14 protein-coding genes and 1 tRNA gene are annotated in these 17,165 nt (G+C 61.9%); 6 read left to right on the top strand and 9 right to left on the bottom strand.

Annotated features, from left to right (window positions below; all coding sequences use genetic code 11):
• The first annotated feature begins 70 nt into the window (after nt 1-70).
• Both CDV44_RS04720 and CDV44_RS04715 read left to right on the top strand, forming a co-directional pair.
• Nucleotides 71-550 (top strand): cupin domain-containing protein, encoded by a 480-nt coding sequence (locus tag CDV44_RS04720; protein WP_087686881.1) that lies wholly within the window; start codon nt 71-73, stop codon nt 548-550.
• Nucleotides 543-998, top strand: coding sequence for a carboxymuconolactone decarboxylase family protein (locus tag CDV44_RS04715; RefSeq protein WP_087686880.1), 456 nt, complete (start codon nt 543-545; stop codon nt 996-998). The genes CDV44_RS04720 and CDV44_RS04715 overlap by 8 nt, the downstream gene beginning before the upstream one ends.
• 92 nt (nt 999-1,090) lie before the next feature.
• On the opposite strand, the gene CDV44_RS04710 is transcribed toward CDV44_RS04715, so the two are convergent.
• The 5 genes from CDV44_RS04710 to CDV44_RS04685 all read right to left on the bottom strand — a co-directional run bounded on the left by CDV44_RS04710 (nt 1,091) and on the right by CDV44_RS04685 (nt 7,856).
• A tRNA-Ile gene (locus CDV44_RS04710) sits at nt 1,091-1,166 on the bottom strand.
• Nucleotides 1,167-1,194: 28 nt separating this feature from the next.
• The gene (rpoD, locus tag CDV44_RS04705; protein WP_369597122.1) at nt 1,195-3,828 is read right to left on the bottom strand and encodes an RNA polymerase sigma factor RpoD; all 2,634 of its coding nucleotides are present in this window, start codon (nt 3,826-3,828) and stop codon (nt 1,195-1,197) included.
• 72 nt (nt 3,829-3,900) lie between these two features.
• Complete coding sequence (gene dnaG / locus CDV44_RS04695; RefSeq protein WP_087686877.1) at nt 3,901-5,784, bottom strand: DNA primase; 1,884 nt, start codon at nt 5,782-5,784, stop codon at nt 3,901-3,903.
• A gap of 69 nt (nt 5,785-5,853) precedes the next feature.
• Nucleotides 5,854-6,300, bottom strand: a complete 447-nt coding sequence (locus tag CDV44_RS04690; protein WP_058377972.1) for a GatB/YqeY domain-containing protein — start codon at nt 6,298-6,300, stop codon at nt 5,854-5,856.
• Nucleotides 6,301-6,596: 296 nt separating this feature from the next.
• The gene (locus CDV44_RS04685) at nt 6,597-7,856 is read right to left on the bottom strand and encodes an NAD(P)/FAD-dependent oxidoreductase (protein ID WP_087686876.1); all 1,260 of its coding nucleotides are present in this window, start codon (nt 7,854-7,856) and stop codon (nt 6,597-6,599) included.
• Nucleotides 7,857-7,937: 81 nt separating this feature from the next.
• On the opposite strand from CDV44_RS04685, the gene tsaD reads away from it, so the two are divergent.
• Nucleotides 7,938-8,969, top strand: a complete 1,032-nt coding sequence (gene tsaD, locus CDV44_RS04680) for a tRNA (adenosine(37)-N6)-threonylcarbamoyltransferase complex transferase subunit TsaD (protein WP_087686875.1) — start codon at nt 7,938-7,940, stop codon at nt 8,967-8,969.
• An 89-nt stretch (nt 8,970-9,058) separates the two neighbouring features.
• Here tsaD and folE2 read toward each other — a convergent pair whose 3' ends face one another.
• The 4 genes from folE2 to CDV44_RS04660 form a co-directional block, all read right to left on the bottom strand.
• The gene (folE2, locus tag CDV44_RS04675; RefSeq protein ID WP_087687234.1) at nt 9,059-9,868 is read right to left on the bottom strand and encodes a GTP cyclohydrolase FolE2; all 810 of its coding nucleotides are present in this window, start codon (nt 9,866-9,868) and stop codon (nt 9,059-9,061) included.
• Nucleotides 9,869-10,070: 202 nt separating this feature from the next.
• Entirely contained in the window at nt 10,071-12,005 is a 1,935-nt protein-coding gene (dxs, locus tag CDV44_RS04670; protein ID WP_087686874.1) for a 1-deoxy-D-xylulose-5-phosphate synthase, read from the bottom strand.
• Between the two features lie 258 nt (nt 12,006-12,263).
• Nucleotides 12,264-13,169, bottom strand: a complete 906-nt coding sequence (locus CDV44_RS04665) for a polyprenyl synthetase family protein (protein WP_087686873.1) — start codon at nt 13,167-13,169, stop codon at nt 12,264-12,266.
• A gap of 73 nt (nt 13,170-13,242) precedes the next feature.
• The gene (locus tag CDV44_RS04660) at nt 13,243-13,509 is read right to left on the bottom strand and encodes an exodeoxyribonuclease VII small subunit (protein ID WP_087686872.1); all 267 of its coding nucleotides are present in this window, start codon (nt 13,507-13,509) and stop codon (nt 13,243-13,245) included.
• A gap of 229 nt (nt 13,510-13,738) precedes the next feature.
• Here CDV44_RS04660 and CDV44_RS04655 point away from each other — a divergent pair, with 229 nt between their 5' ends.
• The 3 genes from CDV44_RS04655 (at nt 13,739) to CDV44_RS04645 (ending at nt 16,986) form a co-directional block, all read left to right on the top strand.
• Nucleotides 13,739-14,854, top strand: a complete 1,116-nt coding sequence (locus tag CDV44_RS04655) for an aromatic ring-hydroxylating dioxygenase subunit alpha (RefSeq protein WP_087686871.1) — start codon at nt 13,739-13,741, stop codon at nt 14,852-14,854.
• 340 nt (nt 14,855-15,194) lie between these two features.
• Nucleotides 15,195-16,049, top strand: a complete 855-nt coding sequence (locus CDV44_RS04650; RefSeq protein ID WP_087686870.1) for a DMT family transporter — start codon at nt 15,195-15,197, stop codon at nt 16,047-16,049.
• Nucleotides 16,050-16,101: 52 nt separating this feature from the next.
• A complete protein-coding gene (locus CDV44_RS04645; protein ID WP_087686869.1) occupies nt 16,102-16,986 on the top strand; it encodes a sulfurtransferase in 885 nt (294 codons plus the stop codon).
• Nucleotides 16,987-17,165 lie beyond the last annotated feature (179 nt).

The following is a 17,165-nucleotide window of genomic DNA, read 5'->3' as shown; positions in this document are numbered from 1 at the left end:
TGGTTCTTGGTACTTTCTGTTGGCCTAACCTGGCACGAGAATAGCAGAACGCAAACAGGAGAACGTGCTCATGAAACATCGCCTCATCGTCTCGCTCGCGGTCGCTTTAGCAGCGGTCGCGGCCAACCTTTCGCTGGTGGCCCCGGCGAGTGCTCATAGCGCATCGAACGCCCACAGTAGCGGTGAGACCGTTACGCCTAACTTCGCGCATGCGCTGCCGAACGTCCCCGGTAAATCGCTTGAGGCCGTGGTCGTCGACTACGCGCCCGGGGGCGCTTCACTGCCGCATGCGCATGCGAAGTCTGCGTTTATCTATGCTTATGTCGTTTCGGGCGAGATCGAGTCTCAGGTCGATGACGGTCCCAAGCGTGTGTATCGTGCTGGCGAAACCTTCTTTGAGACCCCGGGCGCGATTCACCGGATCAGCCGCAACGCCAGCAAGACGAAACCCGCCAAGCTGCTCGCCGTGTTTGTCGTCGATACGCAAGACAAAGACTTGACCACCCCGCTGCCTGCCGCAGGCGCTACGAAGGAGGGCTCACATGAGTAAGCGGCTCGATTACAACCAAGTGGCCCCCGGGGGTGCGAAAGCGCTCGGCGGTGTCTATGGCTACGTCACGCAATCCAGCTTGCCACCGGAACTCGTCGAGCTTGTGTACTTGCGTGTTTCGCAGATCAACAACTGCGCGTTCTGCCTCGACATGCACACGCGAGACCTGCTGAAGAAAGGGGTGAAAGTGGAAAAGCTCGCGCTGGTGCAGGCATGGCGGGAAGCGGGCAATCTGTTCGACGCTCACGAGCGTGCGGCACTGTCGTGGGCCGAATCGGTCACGCTCGTCGCACAAACGGGTGTGCCGGATGCTCAGTATGCCGAAGCACGTGAGGTGTTCAATGAGCGTGAGCTGGTCGACCTGACGCTCGCCATCAGCCTGATGAATGCGTACAACCGCATGGCCATCAGCTTTCGCAATACGCCTCAGGCGGCCGTGGATCGCTGAGGCATGTTGAGTCCCTCCGGGCGATAGGTAGGACGGACTTGAAAAGCAAAAAGCCCTTGACGTCACCGTCAAGGGCTTTTCTTTTACTTCTTTGGTAGGCCGTGCTGGGTTCGAACCAGCGACCAAGGGATTATGAGTCCCCTGCTCTAACCGCTGAGCTAACGGCCCTTAACTACCGGCGCTCGCTCAGCAGCAATCAATTGCCTTCGAGGAACGACTTGAGCTTGTCGGAGCGGCTCGGGTGACGCAGCTTGCGCAGCGCCTTGGCTTCAATCTGACGAATACGCTCACGCGTCACGTCGAACTGCTTACCCACTTCCTCGAGCGTGTGATCCGTGCTCATCTCGATACCGAAACGCATGCGCAGCACCTTGGCCTCGCGCGGCGTCAACGAATCAAGCACGTCCTTCACGACGTCGCGCATACTACCATGCAATGCCGCATCCGCAGGCGCCACCGTGCCGGTATCTTCGATGAAATCGCCCAAGTGCGAATCGTCGTCGTCACCGATCGGCGTCTCCATGGAGATCGGCTCTTTCGCGATCTTCATGATCTTGCGGATCTTGTCTTCCGGCATTTCCATCTTCTCGGCCAGCGTTGCCGGATCCGGCTCAACACCGGTTTCCTGCAAGATCTGACGCGAAATCCGGTTCATCTTGTTGATCGTTTCGATCATGTGCACCGGAATACGGATGGTACGGGCCTGGTCAGCAATCGAACGCGTAATGGCCTGACGAATCCACCACGTGGCATACGTCGAGAACTTGTAACCGCGACGGTATTCGAACTTGTCCACCGCCTTCATCAGGCCAATGTTGCCTTCCTGAATCAGATCCAGGAATTGCAGACCACGGTTCGTGTACTTCTTCGCGATCGAAATCACCAGACGCAAGTTTGCCTCGGTCATTTCACGCTTGGCCTTGCGCGCACGACGCTCGCCTTCCGACATCTTGCGGTTGACGTCCTTCAACTCCGCCAACGGCAACACCACACGCGCCTGAAGGTCGATCAGCTTCTGCTGAAGTTCCTGCACGGCCGGCACGTTACGCTCGACCACAGTGCTGTACGCCTTGTTGTCGGCCACGACCGTGTAAATCCAGTCGAGATTCGTTTCGTTGCCCGGGAAGCGAGCCACGAAATCGGCGCGCGGCATGCCGCACTTGTCGACCACGATGTACAGAATCGCGCGCTCGACGTTGCGCACTTCGTCCACTTGCGAACGCAGCGTGTCGCACAGACGCTCGACCGTACGCGCCGTGAAGCGAATCGTCATCAGTTCGGCCTGGATGGCTTCGCCAGCCTTCACGTACGGCTTCGACTGATAACCTTCCTTCTCGAACGCACGGCGCATCTTGCCGAACCAATCGGCAATCGCGGCGAACTTGGCCAGCGAGTCACGCTTGAGCTGCTCAACCTGCGCTGCCGAAGCACCGCCGCCGCTGCTGCTGTCGTCTTCCTCGTCGGCCTCTTCTTCGGCTTCCTCTTCTTCTTCCGCGTCAGCGTCGAAGTCTTCGTCGTCAGAAGCCGCAGCCGCCGCCGCAACGGCGTCTGCATTCGGATCGATCAGGCCATCGACCACTTCGTCAATGCGCATTTCTTCACGCTCGACTTTTTCCGCCATCGCCAGAATTTCGGCAATCGTCGTCGGGCACGCAGAAATGGCCTGCACCATGTGCTTCAGGCCTTCTTCAATACGCTTGGCGATCTCGATTTCGCCCTCGCGCGTCAGCAGCTCGACCGTGCCCATTTCGCGCATGTACATGCGAACCGGGTCCGTCGTGCGGCCAAACTCGGAGTCAACGGTCGACAGGGCTGCCTCAGCCTCTTCCTCGACTTCGTCGTCCGAAGCAGCGTTCGGTGCATTGTCGTTGAGCAACAGCGTTTCGGCATCAGGCGCTTGCTCATACACAGCAATGCCCATGTCGTTGAACGTGCCGATCACGCCCTCAAGCGCCTCGCTCTCAACCAGCTCGTCCGGCAAGTGGTCGTTGATTTCGGCGAAGGTCAGGAAGCCACGCTCCTTACCCAGCTTGATCAGCGCCTTCAGTTTGCCGCGACGTTCCTCAAGTTCCTCCGCCGTACCGGGCTGGTGCGAGGAAAATGCGTCCTTGAGCAGTGCTTTCTCTTTTGCCCGGCGATCTCGCGCCTTCTGCTTTTCCACTTTGGTCTGATCTTCGTTCACGGGTTGATCGTTAGTATTCGCTGCGACGTTCTGCTCATCCGGAGCGGGAGTCTTCGCGGCTTTGCCACGCGTCTTGGGGACGCGCAGCGCAACTTCTGCCGTCGTGACTTCCACAACTTCGGGTTTGCGGGAGGCACCGGTCTTGCTGGGTGCCTGCGTCGCAGGTGTACTGCGGCCCGCCGAGGTCGCTGCCTTGGCGGTGATTGCGCTCTTCGCGCTTTTTTCAGCGGGTTGTCGGGCCTGCGGTTTCTCGCCGGCCGTCGCCTTCGGGTTCGTCGCCGCCTTCGTCGCCTTGACGGGCGGCGCTGACTTCACCGTGGGCCTGGCTGCTGGCTTAGCCAATTTCGCAGCCCCCACCCCTGCGGCGGTCGCACTCTTTCGCGTGGTGACATCGGTCACCTTCGCAGCCGTCTTGCCGGTCGTCTTTGGTTTTGCGCCGGCGGCTGCCTTATCTTGCGTAGTACGTTTCGCCGAACTTGCCTGGCTGGCTGTCTTCTTCGTGGCTTGCGATACCTTTGTGGCCTTTACTGCAACGCCAGCCTCCGCAGAGCGAGACGCCCCCTTCCCACCAGATGCCGCCGCCGCGCTTGTCGCGCGCTTTGCCTTCGGTGCAGGGATAACCGTCTTTTTTCCGCTGGTCGTTGTCATCTTTGCCATAGCGATCTCGCTTGCCAGAAAACAGCCCACTGAAAACCTTCTATTGTAGCACGCTGACTTACCTCAACTTCGCGCGCCCCCTGTGCCGACCGGAGCCAGCAGCCGCTTCAGTTCGTCGCGTTGCCGCGACACCGCCTGAGCGTGGCGGATTTCATCGGGCGTCAGTGACGTCCGCTTGAAAATCGTTTCGAGTTCGCTGCACAGACTTTCGTACTGCATGCGCCGGATCGCGCTACGCAGTTCGGTCAAGCGCAACGACACTTGTTCCTCACGACGTTCGACCTGCTCCTCGTCGGCAGGGTCGAACAGCATCAGATCGCGGGCATTTTCCTCGAACGAGAGGATTTCCCGGATGATGTCGTCAAAACTAGCCCAATTCGGCGAAGCTCGCAGACGATCGTGCAGATATCGGAATTCAGCTTGCGCACCCAACTCGCGGCAATGCCCGAGCACTTCCGAGAAAATCTCCGCGTGCTGGGTGACATCCGCCAATATCTTGGTCTCTTCCTCGGTCAATTCGTTTCCAAGCGCCGGAAACATCAGCAGGTTCTGCAAGGCCCGGTGCTCGGTACCTACGACGCGTCGTTTTTCACGCTTGGCAGGTGCTTTGTCCCAAGCATTAGCGCGGCGTGCAGCACTCACCTGCAATTCGCACAATTCCGCCACTTCCTCCACGGAATTGCCGACGCGCTCGGCCAGCGCATGCAGAATCTGTCCGCGTAATGCGTTCGCGGGAAGCTGCTGCAACAGGGGCTTGGCTTCGAACAGCGCCCGTGCACGGCCCTCCGGCTGCTGCATATCCTTGCCCGACGTAACTTCACCGATCAGGAACTGCGACAACGGCATGGCGCGCGAGACTTCGCCCGCAAACGCGTCAGCGCCGTTTTCGCGCACATAGCTGTCCGGATCGTGTTCGGTCGGCAAGAACAAAAACTTGAAACTCCGGTTGTCGTCGGCATGCGGCAGGCACGCTTCGAGCGCACGTCGCGCCGCACGGCGGCCAGCGGCATCGCCATCGAAGCTGAACACCACCGTCTCGGTCTGGCGCAGCAGCTTCTGTACATGCATGGGCGTACACGCCGTTCCCAGCGTCGCCACCGCCTGGGGAAAGCCCAGTTGCGCCAGCGCCACCACGTCCATATAGCCCTCGACCACGAGCACGTAGCCCGCGTCGCGAATCCCTACGCGCGCCTCGAACAGGCCGTACAACTCGCTGCCCTTGCTGAACAGCGGCGTCTCCGGCGAATTCAGATATTTCGGCTCGCCCTTGTCCAGCACACGTCCGCCAAAGGCGATGACCTGGCCCTTCGTGTTCCGGATCGGGAACATGATCCGATCGCGAAAACGGTCGTAACGGCGCTTCGTACTGCCCGGCTCGCCCTTGTCGCTTTCAATCACCAGCCCGGCTTCGAGCAACTGATCGTCGCGGTAGTCCTGGAACGCCGCCTCAAGGTTCTGCCAGCCCTCCGGGGCGTACCCCAGACCAAAATGAGCGGCAATTTCACCCGTCAGGCCACGTCCCTTCAAATAGTCGATCGCCGTACGTGCGCCACGCAATTGCTTGCGGTAGTAGTCGCACGCGCGCGTCATGACATCCACCAGACCGAGGGTCTGGGCCCGCTGCTGCGCCGCAGGGGGCGCGCCCGGCAGCGGCGTCTCACGGGGCACATCGAGCCCGACATTGCGGGCCAACTCTTCAACGGCCTCGACGAAACCAAGGCCGGCATGCTCCATCAGGAAGCTGATCGCGCTGCCGTGCGCGCCGCACCCGAAGCAGTGATAGAACTGCTTGGTCGGACTGACTGTAAATGAGGGCGACTTCTCATTATGAAAGGGACAAAGTCCCATGAAGTTCGCCCCACCCTTCTTCAACTGTACGTAACGACCCACCACCTCGACAATGTCGACGCGGTTGAGCAAGTCCTGCAAGAACGACTGGGGAATCACTGGATAGATGCCATTGCAACGCGGCCGCGAACCATCGCAAAAGCGACGGCGCCAGACCGCATATCCGGATTACGCGGCCAGCGCAGCCTTGACCTGCGCGGACACGGCCGTCATGTCGGCGCGCCCGGCCAGTTGGCCCTTGAGCACGCCCATCACCTTGCCCATGTCCTGCGGACCCGCCGCGCCGGTCTGCGCCACGGCAGCCTTGACGGCCTGTGCCACGTCTTCTGCCGAGAGTTGCTGCGGCATATAAACCTGAAGCACCTCGATTTCGGCGGCTTCCTTGTCGGCCAGATCGGTTCGGCCGGCGGCCTGGAACTGGCTGACGGAATCCTTGCGTTGCTTGATGAGTTTGTCGATCACGGTCACGACCGCCGTGTCGTCGAGCGAGATGCGCTCGTCGACTTCCTTCTGTTTGATCGCGGCGAGCAGCAAGCGGATGGTCCCCAGTTTTTCGGCGGCTTTGGCACGCATGGCCGTCTTCATGTCTTCGGTAATGCGTTCTTTCAGACTCATGAGCTGGGATTCCGGAATTCGAATACGTTTCAGTGTAGTGCATGCCGCCCTAAAGAAAAGGACGGCCGGCAAGGCTTGGCACACACCGCCTGCGGCCGCAGCCGAAACGCTGGCGCTGGCCACAAACAGTGGTAAAGAACACAAAAACCCGCTTGGAAGACAATTCACAAGCGGGCTCGATGGAGACGCAGATGCCGCACGTCGGCGGCATCGGAACGGGTTCGACGGACGATCTGACTGTCGGAAAGCGCCGTCTCCACGAAGGAGAGAGCGTATCACGGCGACCCAGGGGCCGTCTACGACAGGGCGTCACCTCCGGTAGAGGCCGCCCGTACGCTTTCGGACATCGCCTGCGCGCAAGCGACAGCGGACGCCCAGGCCCACTGGAAGTTGTATCCCCCCAGCCAGCCGGTCACGTCGACGACTTCGCCGATGAAGTGCAAGCCGGGCTGCGCCCGTGCCTCTAGCGTGGCCGACGACAGCGCACGTGTGTCCACGCCGCCGCGCGTCACTTCCGCCTTGCGCCAGCCTTCCGAGCCGCACGGCTTGAGCGTCCACCCGGAAAATGCCTCCGCGAGCGAGCGCAGCGCCTTGTCCGACAGCTCCTGCACCCGTGCCTGCGGCGAAAGCCCGCTATTGGCCACCCACGCGTCGGCCAGCCGTGCCGGCACCCACTGGGCGAGCAGATTCGCGAGGTGCCGCTTCGAGTTGGCTTTCGCCTCGAAAAGCGCCGCCTCGATGTCCGTCGCGGGCGCCAGATTCAGGGAAATGGGCTGCCCCGGCGTCCAGAAGCTGGAGATCTGCAAGATCGCGGGCCCCGACAGACCTCGGTGCGTAAAGAGCAGATCTTCCACAAAACTGCCCGCTTCTTTGCCCTTCCCCGTGCTAACGTCCACTTCCAGCGAAAGCCCGGACAGACCAGCAAACGGCGCCCACGTCGCAGCGTCGAACACTAGCGGCACCAGCGCCGGGCGCGGCTCGATGACATCCAGACCGAACTGACGGGCAATGCGATAGCCCCAATCGGTTGCCCCGATCTTGGGGATCGAGAGGCCACCCGTGGCAATCACGAGCCGTTTTGCCGCGATATGACCCGCATCTGTCGTCAAGTGGTACGGGTGAGCGCCACCCGCGTCGGTATACGCGACGGTATGCACCGAACAAGGCATGCGCCAGTGCACATGCCCCGCCGCACACTCCTTGCGGAGCATTTCGATGATGTCCTCGGCGCTTTCGTCGCAAAACAGCTGGCCGCGATGTTTCTCGTGCCACGCGATCTTGTGGCGCTTAAGCAGATCCAGAAAATCGCGCGGCGTGTAACGCGCCAGGGCCGAACGGCAGAAGCGGGGATTGTCCGACAGGTAATTGGCCGGCCCCGCGTTGATATTGGTGAAATTGCAGCGCCCGCCGCCCGAGATACGGATCTTCTCCGCCAGACGCGTCGCATGATCGATGAGGACGACGCGCAGCCCGAGTTGCCCGGCCGCGGCCGCGCACATCAGGCCGGCAGCACCGGCACCCACAATCGCTACATCGAACTTTTCCATGGCGCGCATTGTAACCGGCGGGCGTCGGGGGTGACTGGTATACTTCTCGGTTCCCCTTTTTGACAGACGCCGCGCGCCTCTCCTCCCGCCATGCTGGTTCTAGGCATTGAAAGCTCCTGCGACGAAACCGGACTCGCCCTCTACGACACCGAGGCCGGTCTGTTGTCGCACGCCCTGCATTCGCAGATCGCCATGCATCGCGAATACGGCGGCGTCGTGCCCGAACTGGCGTCGCGCGACCATATCCGGCGCGCGCTGCCGCTGGCCGAAGAAGTGCTCGCCCAAGCCGGCAAGCCGCTCAGCGCCGTCGACGCCATTGCCTATACCCAAGGCCCCGGCCTCGCGGGCGCGCTGCTGGTCGGCGCGAGCGTGGCAAATGCGCTGGCGTTTGCGCTCGACCGGCCGGTCGTTGGCGTCCACCATCTAGAAGGCCACCTGCTCTCGCCGCTGCTGGCACCCGATGCGCCCGGTTTCCCGTTCGTCGCGCTGCTCGTCTCGGGCGGCCACACGCAATTGATGGAAGTGCGCGCGTTTGGCCAATACGCCATGCTCGGCGAGACGCTCGACGACGCCGCAGGCGAAGCCTTCGACAAGACGGCCAAATTGCTCGGCCTCGGTTACCCGGGCGGCCCCGCTGTTTCGCGGCTGGCCGAATTCGGTACGCCCGGGCGCTTTGACCTGCCGCGCCCGATGAAACACTCGGGCAATCTCGACTTCAGCTTCAGCGGCCTGAAAACCGCCGTACTCACCCAAGTGCGCAATCTTGGCGGCAACGTCTGCGAGCAAGAGAAGTCGGACCTCGCCCGCGGCTTCGTCGATGCCATCGTGGATGTGCTCGTCGCCAAGTCGATGGCAGCGCTCAAGCAGACTGGCATGAAAACGCTGGTGGTCGCCGGCGGTGTCGGCGCGAACAAGCAGTTGCGCGAGGGGCTGAACGAAGCCGCCAAGCGTCGTGGTTATCGCGTGCACTACCCCGATCTGGCGTTTTGCACCGATAACGGCGCGATGATCGCGTTTGCCGGGGCAATGCGCCTCAAGCACTGGCCGGACGAAGCCGACAGCGAATACGCTTACACCGTGCGCCCGCGTTGGGATCTGGCCGATATCGTGCGCACTGCCTGATTCGGTCCCGTTCGACTCGGCAGCCCGCCAGCGTCCAAAGAAAAACCGCTCCGAAGAGCGGTTTTTTTATGGCTTTCGACCGGAGCAGCTTATGCCGTCGCGCGCTTGTCGCGCTCGATCACCGCATAGGCGCTGTGATTGTGGATCGACTCGAAGTTCTCCGCCTGAAGCACGTACGCCACGATGCGCGGCTCGTTGTTCAGACGCGTCGCCACGTCACGCACGAGATCTTCCACGAACTTCGGGTTTTCGTACGCGCGCTCGGTCACAAACTTCTCGTCCGGACGCTTCAGCAGGCCCCACAGTTCGCAAGAGGCTTCTTCTTCGGCCATCCGCACCAATTCTTCCACGGCGACGTCACCGGAAAGTTCGGCATCGATCGTGATGTGCGAGCGCTGGTTGTGCGCACCGTATTGCGAGATCTTCTTCGAGCATGGGCACAGGCTCGTGACCGGCACCAGCACCTTGAGCCAGATGCGCGACACGCCGTTGCGCACATCGCCCGTGAGCGTCACCTCGTAGTCCATCAGACTTTGCACGCCGGACACCGGCGCCGTCTTGTTGATGAAATACGGGAACGTCACTTCGATGCGACCGGCTTCGGCTTCCAGCTTGACCAGCATGCTGTCGAGCATCGTGCGAAATGCCGCCAGATCGAGCGGTGCACGATTTTCTTCGAGCAACGCGACGAAGCGCGACATGTGCGTGCCCTTCTGATCGGCAGGCAGATGCACATCGAGATTGAACAGGCCGACGCTCGCCTGCACGTCACCGCCGGCCAGACGCACCGACAGCGGGTGACGCACACCGCGCACACCGACGCGCTGAATCGGGATCTGCCGGGTATCGACGCTGCTCTGCACGTCCGGCATTACGAAAGCGGGGTTCATCTGGTTCATCAATTCATCCTTCTGTGCCGGCAAGCCGACTTGGGGGGAGGCAATGGGCAAACGCATTCCGATGCCGGGCTCGCGAGCCGCTGGCGAGAGTCATCGGGAACGTGCCGGAGAGCCCCGGCACGGGATGTGGGAAGCGCTTCTCAAAAACAAAACGATCCGGCGCGAAAGCCGGATCGTTCAGGTATGGCTAACGACCGACCAATCAGGCGACGAGCTTTGTCGTCACCTCGTCCGATGCCTTCGATGTCTTCGATCCCTCGGCCGCGTCTTGCGACTTGAGGTCGAATCGCTCGTTGATCGACTTCGCGATGCCCGCGGCGTCGAGGCCGACCGAAGCCAGCAGCAGCGCGGGGTCGCCATGATCGATGAAGCGATCGGGCAGGCCCAATTGTAGTACGGGGCGAGTAACCCCACCGGCGAGCAGGGATTCCGCGACGGCCGAGCCTGCGCCGCCCATGATGCTGCCCTCTTCCACGGTCACGAGATAGTCGTGCGTTTGCGCCAGGCGTGCGATCAACTCGTCGTCGATCGGCTTGACGAAGCGCATGTCGGCGACCGTCGCATCGAGTTGTTCCGCCGCAGCCAGTGCAGGGGCAACCATGCTGCCGAACGCGAGAATCGCGACGCGGCGACCGGCGTCGGCCTGACCTTCACGACGCACCACACCCTTGCCGATCGGCAGAGCCGTCATCGTCTGCTCGATCGCGGCACCCGTACCCGCACCGCGCGGATAGCGCACTGCCGACGGACCGTCGATCTGCACGCCCGTGTACAGCATCTGGCGGCACTCGTTTTCATCCGACGGCGCCATCACCACCATGTTCGGGATACAGCGCATGAAGGCGATGTCGTACGCGCCCGCGTGCGTCGCACCGTCAGCGCCCACCAGACCGGAGCGGTCCAGCGCGAACACTACCGGCAGGTTTTGCAGCGCGACGTCGTGAATCAGCTGATCGTAGCCGCGTTGCAGGAACGTCGAGTAGATCGCGACCACCGGCTTGAGGCCTTCGGTTGCCATGCCGCCCGCGAACGTCACCGCGTGCTGCTCAGCAATGCCGACGTCGTAATAACGCTCCGGGAAGCGCTTTTCGAACTCGACCATGCCCGAGCCTTCACGCATGGCCGGCGTGATACCGACGACGCGCTTGTCCGCAGCGGCCATATCGCACAGCCAGTCGCCGAACACTTGCGTGTACGTCTTCTTGCTGCTCGTGCTCGGCTTGATGCCCTCGGCCGGATTGAACTTGCCCGGGCCGTGATACAGCACCGGATCCGCTTCCGCCAGCTTGTAGCCGTAGCCCTTGCGCGTCACCACGTGCAGGAACTGCGGCCCCTTCAGATTCTTGATGTTTTCGAGCGTCGGGATCAGCGAATCGAGATCGTGACCATCGATCGGGCCGATGTAGTTGAAGCCGAACTCTTCGAACATCGTGGCCGGCACGACCATGCCCTTGGCATGCTCTTCGAACTTGCGCGCCAGTTCCAGCACCGGCGGTGCCACGCTCAGCACTTTCTCCACGCCCTTCTTCGCGGCCGCATAAAAACGGCCCGACATGAGGCGGGCGAGATAGCGGTTGAGCGCGCCGACCGGCGGCGAAATCGACATGTCGTTATCGTTCAGGATGACCAGCAGCGGCACGTCTTCGTGCACGCCGGCGTTGTTCATCGCTTCGAACGCCATGCCGGCAGTCATCGCGCCGTCACCGATCACGGCGATGCCGAAACGGTGCTCGCCCTTGGTACGTGCGCCGAGCGCCATACCGAGTGCGGCCGAGATCGACGTGCTCGAGTGCGCCGTGCCGAACGTGTCGTAAGGCGATTCATCACGCTTCGGGAAACCGGAGATGCCGCCCAACTGGCGCAGCGTGCCCATGTCCCCGCGGCGACCGGTCAGGATCTTGTGCGGGTAGCTCTGATGGCCCACGTCCCAGACGATGCGATCTTCCGGCGTGTTGAACACGTAGTGCAACGCAATCGTCAACTCGACCGTGCCGAGGTTGGACGACAGGTGCCCGCCAGTGCGCGACACGCTCTCAAGCACGAAAGCGCGCAGCTCTTCGGCCAACGGTGCCAGTTGGCGACGCTCCAGACGCCGCAATGCGGCCGGGTCATCGATGGTATTTAGCAGTTCGTACATCGTCGTTCCATATATAGGCGTATTGTCGGGCAGCACCCCCTGAGCGCTGTCGCCGATGTCCTGCCGGTGCGTTCTGTGGGGAGACCGCGCCGACCCTCCTTGCCCTTGCTTGTCACTACCGCAGGCGGCTCCGGGTCCCGTAATCCTCAGCCGAAACCGCCTCTAAATCTGTTCACTTCATGCTTGAGCAGCTTTTCACCACTCCTGATAGTTCGCGGGCGTTACCGACTGAAGCCGGAAGATCTGCCCTACTCACCATCAGTTGATACGATCGACCACGTAATCGGCCAGCGCACGAAGGCGCTCGGCGTTACCCAGCGATTCACTGGCCTTGTGGGCATCCGCGCGCAACTTCTCGGCGTAGCCACGTGCCCCATCAAGCCCCATCAGCGATACGTACGTCGGCTTGTCGTTGGCGGCATCCTTGCCAGCCGTCTTGCCGAGCGTGGCCGAATCGGCCGTCGCGTCGAGAATGTCGTCCACCACCTGGAATGCCAATCCGACCGCCGCCGCATATGCGTCGAGTGCCGCGCTTTCGTCATCCGACAGTGCGCGGCCGCAGATCGCGCCCATACGCAGCGAAGCCCGCAGCAACGCGCCGGTCTTCAGGCAATGCATATTTTCGAGTTGCGACTGGTTGAGCTTGATGCCGACGCTCTCCAGATCGATGGCCTGGCCGCCGGCCATGCCGAGCGCGCCTGAGGCGACCGCAAGTTCACGCACCAGCGCGAGCGATTGTGCTGCGCTCAGGTCCGAGGTGGCTTCACCGAGCAACGCGAACGCCTGCGTTTGCAGTCCGTCACCAGCCAGCAAGCCCGTGGCTTCGTCATATTGCACGTGCACGGTCGGCTTGCCGCGACGCAGATCGTCGTCGTCCATGCACGGCAGATCGTCGTGCACGAGCGAGTACGCGTGAATCATTTCCACCGCGCTGGCCGCCCGGTCGAGCGCCGCTTCGCTGGCCTGCGTCACTTCACCGGCAGCAAAGCAAAGCAGCGGACGCACACGCTTGCCGCCACCGAGTACTGCGTAACGCATCGCGTCGTTCAGTCGTGCCGAGCCGCCATCGGCAGCCTTGGGCAACGCGGCGTCGAGCGCCTGTTCTACACGAGCCTGCACAGCCTGCATCCAGGCCTTGATATTCTGATCCGCCATCGTCTTCATCCTGCACGTACCGGTCCGGCCGTGCGTGTTATGGGTCGCCATGCGGCGTAATTCGGCGTAATTCGCGCGCCTTTTATTCGTCGCGGCCCGCCTCGAGCGGCTTCAATGTTTCGCCCTCGAGCACCTTGACCTGCTGCTCAACCTTTTCGAGCAGACCCTGGCAGTATTTCACCAAGGCCGCGCCACGCCGGTATGCCCCCAGCGATTCCTCCAGACCCAGCTCGCCCCCTTCCATCCGGCCGACGAGCTGTTCGAGCTCGGCGAGTGCGGCTTCATAGGTTTCGGGCAGGTCTTGCGGCACCTCAGGTGCCGCGTCTTGCGACTTTGCAGTCTTGGCCATAAACGCAAAATTCGGGTCGAATGTTCCATTTTACGGCAAAAGCGTCTCGGCTCGCAGAGCGCGAATCGCTTCAAAAGCGCAAGTGATGACATTTTTCGGACAATATTTAACGCAAATCATGGACTTAGCGGCCGCTTGACGCGCATACCGGGTATAATCGTCGGTTCCCCTAAATCGATTTTTCGATGGTTGGGTTGTTCACTGCTTTCCAAGCTCGACGGGAGTGGGAATGTCCAATCTAAGCAGCGCATTGCAATTGAAACCGGCCTCGAGCCAACTGCCGGTCTACACGTACTTCGACGAGGCCCTCCTGGCCCGCGAGCGTGAAGCCCTTTTCCAGCATGGTCCGCGCTACGTGGGCCATGAATTGATGATCCCGGAAGCTGGCGATTATTTCGCCCTTCCGGCCGAGCAGGAAGGCCGCATGCTGGTCCGCAACGGTGCGGGCGAGCACGGCGGCATCGAACTGCTCTCCAACGTCTGCCGCCACCGCCAGGCGGTCATGCTCAATGGCCGTGGCAACGCGCGCAACATCGTGTGCCCGCTTCACCGCTGGACTTACGACACGAAGGGCGAACTGCTCGGCGCGCCGCATTTCCCGGAAAAGCCCTGCCTGAATCTCAGCAAGTTCCCGCTGCAACGCTGGAATGGCTTGCTGTTCGAGGCAGAAGGCCGCGATGTGCAGGCCGATCTCTCGCGCCTCGGCGTGAAGCACCATCTCGACTTCTCGAACTTCATGTTCGATCACGTCGAAGTGCACGAATGTAACTACAACTGGAAGACGTTCATCGAGGTTTATCTCGAGGACTATCACGTCGTACCGTTCCACCCCGGTCTGGGCAGCTTCGTCTCGTGCGAGGACCTGAGCTGGGAGTTCGGTGACTGGTACAGCGTGCAGACCGTTGGCGTGCATGAAGGTCTCGGCAAGCCGGGCAGCCCGATCTACCGCCAGTGGCACGACGTACTGCTGCGCTACCGCGAAGGCGTACCGCCGGACTTCGGCGCGATCTGGATGGTGTACTACCCCCATCTGATGATCGAGTGGTATCCGCACGTGCTGGTGGTGTCGTGGCTGATTCCGCGTGGCCCGCAGAAGACGACGAACATCGTCGAATTCTATTACCCCGAGGAAATCGCCCTTTTCGAGCGCGAATTCATCGAAGCGGAACGGGCGGCGTACATGGAAACCGCGCGCGAAGACGACGAGATCGCCGAGCGCATGGATGCCGGACGCCGCGCGTTGTACGAACGCGGCGTATCCGAAGTCGGACCGTACCAAAGTCCGATGGAAGACGGCATGCAGCACTTCCATGAATTCCTGCGGCGTCAGATGGGCGATTTTTGAGCCATTGCCCACAAAATCTCATCTGGTGAGACAGTCATGTCGCGCGCGAGAGACTGAATTAAATATTTGCCGAAATAAGTGAAGACGGCGGGCCAAGTGCCCGCCGTTTTCGTTAGAATCGTCGCCATGCTTTCGATAAGTACCGGGCGACGAAAGCATCAGGAGACGCAGAGCTCTGAGGAGACAACCGCACGCCAGCACGGCTATCAGCATGGCCGCATGACTTCTGCATCGCTCCCCTCGATCTCGCCTGCCTGTCTTTCCCTGCGCCAGCCGGTCAGTTACGCGCAGATACGCTCCCGATAGCTACTCATCGCCGATCCATCGGCCACAATTCGCCATGCAATCGCTCTGGATGTTGGTCTCCGCCTTCATGTTCACGTTGATGGGGCTCTGCATCAAGCTGGCGGCAAACGAATACAACACCGGCGAAATCGTCCTTTACCGCAGCCTGATCGGTGTCATCGTGCTGCTAGCGATCGCCGGGATGCGTGGTCAGACGATCCGCACGCGCCACTTCGGCTCCCACGTCAAACGCAGTACCGCCGGCGTGATCTCGCTCGGACTCTGGTTCTACTCGCTCACCCAGTTGCCGCTCTCGACGGCCATGACGCTCAACTACATGTCGCCGATCTGGATCTCGCTGATCGTGATGGCGACGGCGGCCATGCGCGGCAGCCTGCGCACCGATTTCCGGCTGGTCGCTGCCATCTTCGCGGGATTTGTCGGTGTCGCCCTGTTGTTGCAGCCCACGGTCGACAGTCAGGCATGGGGCGGCGGGGTCGCCGGGGTGATCTCGGGCATGTTCTCCGCCATCGCCTACATGCAGGTGAAGGATTTGGGCGCGGCCGGCGAACCGGACTGGCGCATCGTCTTCTACTTCTCCGCCGGGGGCGTTCTGCTCGGGTTGGCCTGGGTGTCCATCGAAGGCATGCACCCGCTGACCTGGCGCGGTACCGGTCTGATGCTCGCCATCGGCGTCGCCGCGTTGATTGCGCAAACTGCGCTCACACGGGCGTTCAGCCTTGGCAACACGCTGGTCACCGCGAATCTGCAATATTCCGGCGTAATCTTCGCTACACTGATCAGCATGCTTGTCTGGGACGATTGGCCCGCGCTGGCTGGCTGGATCGGCATGCTGCTCATCGTGGCGAGTGGCATGACCGCCCTGCGCCGGCCCACGACCACTTCCTGAGTGGCTGTCGCGGCTTCGCCCGCCTTCCCCCACGCCCGCCTGCGGAGACGTCATGGTTCACACCCACTTCACCACGCTCATCAGCCCGCAAAATCTCGACGCACTGATGCAAACGGCCGCCGGTGGCGGCGCCCCGGTGATCATCTTCGATTGCCGCTTCGATCTCGCCAACCCGGCGGCCGGCGAAGCCGCTTACGTCGAAGGGCACATCTTCGGTGCGTTTTACGCGCATCTCGAACGCGATCTGTCCGGTAAGCCCACGGGCAAGAACGGCCGTCACCCCCTGCCCGATCGCGACACCCTGATCCGGCATCTGGCCGCGTGCGGCTTGTCGAAGGGGCAACAGGTTGTTGCGTATGACGCACAGGGCGGCATGTACGCCGCCCGCTTGTGGTGGCTGCTGCGCTGGCTGGGCCACGAGTCGGTAGCGGTGCTCGACGGTGGCCTGCAAGCCTGGGAAAGCGCCGGCTTCAAGCTCGACGCCGCCCCGCCTGAAGCGCCGCCCGAAGGCGACTTCACGCCGGGCGAGCCGCTGGCCACCACCGCAGACGCGGCGGCGATCGAGCGCAATCTCAGCTCGCACGAGCGGTTGGTGATCGACGCCCGTGCCCCGGATCGTTATCGCGGCGAAAACGAAACGATCGACCCGATCGGCGGACATATTCCGGGCGCAGCGAACCGATTCTTCAAAGACAACCTCGGCGCAGACGGCCGGTTCAAGTCGGCCGCAACGCTGCGCGAAGAATTCATTCAGGTCATCGGCAAGGACCGCCTGCCCGAGCGCGTGATTTCGCAGTGCGGCTCAGGCGTGACTGCCTGCCATAACTTGCTTGCGATGGAAGTCGCCGGTCTGCATGGCGCCAGCCTGTATCCGGGATCGTGGAGCGAATGGTGCGCCGACAAGCGCCGCCCCGTGTCGACGGGCGCGCAACCCTGAACCGGATGATGTCGATACCGGCTCAGCCTTGCTGAATGCAGGAATAAAAAGAGCATCCCTCTGGATGCTCTTTTTACTTTGCAGGACACTGCAATGATCATTCGAAACCCGTATGGCCGTGAGGGCCACACCGCCGATCTCCCGCATACGGCCGACGTCGCCTTGATCTAGGTGCTTCG

Source organism: Pandoraea sp. PE-S2R-1 (assembly GCF_002179865.1).
Lineage (GTDB): Bacteria > Pseudomonadota > Gammaproteobacteria > Burkholderiales > Burkholderiaceae > Pandoraea.
Note: the sequence above shows the minus strand (reverse complement) of the source record. Positions and strands in the feature narration are given on the sequence as shown.